The organism is Lacinutrix chionoecetis (genome assembly GCF_053604665.1).
On sequence record NZ_JBSHNQ010000050.1, the window covers coordinates 1 to 441 of the forward strand.

The 441-nt window shown below is 46.5% G+C and carries 1 protein-coding gene; it reads right to left on the bottom strand.

All coding sequences use genetic code 11. The annotated features are described in order from the left end of the window. Positions 1-441, bottom strand: a 441-nt coding sequence (locus ACVC43_RS00840; RefSeq protein ID WP_452222681.1) for a hypothetical protein, incomplete at both ends; no start/stop codon positions are given.

Consider the following 441-nt stretch of genomic DNA (forward strand, 5'->3'; position numbering starts at 1 on the left):
ATCTGAATCGGCTCCGTTTCCATTGTCTGCCGTTACATCTACAGTGGCTGGTGTATTGGTTGGTAAACCAGCTACATCATCGTCTTCTGCGATTGGATCTTGTGCATCGAAGTCTAAGGTAATCGTTGAGTCGTTAGACACATTACCATCGTTATCTTCCACATTGTAATCGATTGGTGTTGGATCGCCTGTAAAGCCTGCTTCTGGTGTGAAGGTTACTGCTCCTGTAGTATCATCTACAGTCCAGGTGCCTTCGCCTGGTACCACTAATTCATCGTTATCGCCATCGCCATCCGTATCGGTTGCGCCTGGTGTGGTGATGTTTACTGTACTTGCATCTATCGTTCCATCTGGATCTTGATCGATACCATTGCCATTGTCTGCAAATGGATCAACTACCGCTGGTGTGTTCGTTGGTAAGCCTGTAATATCATCGTCTTG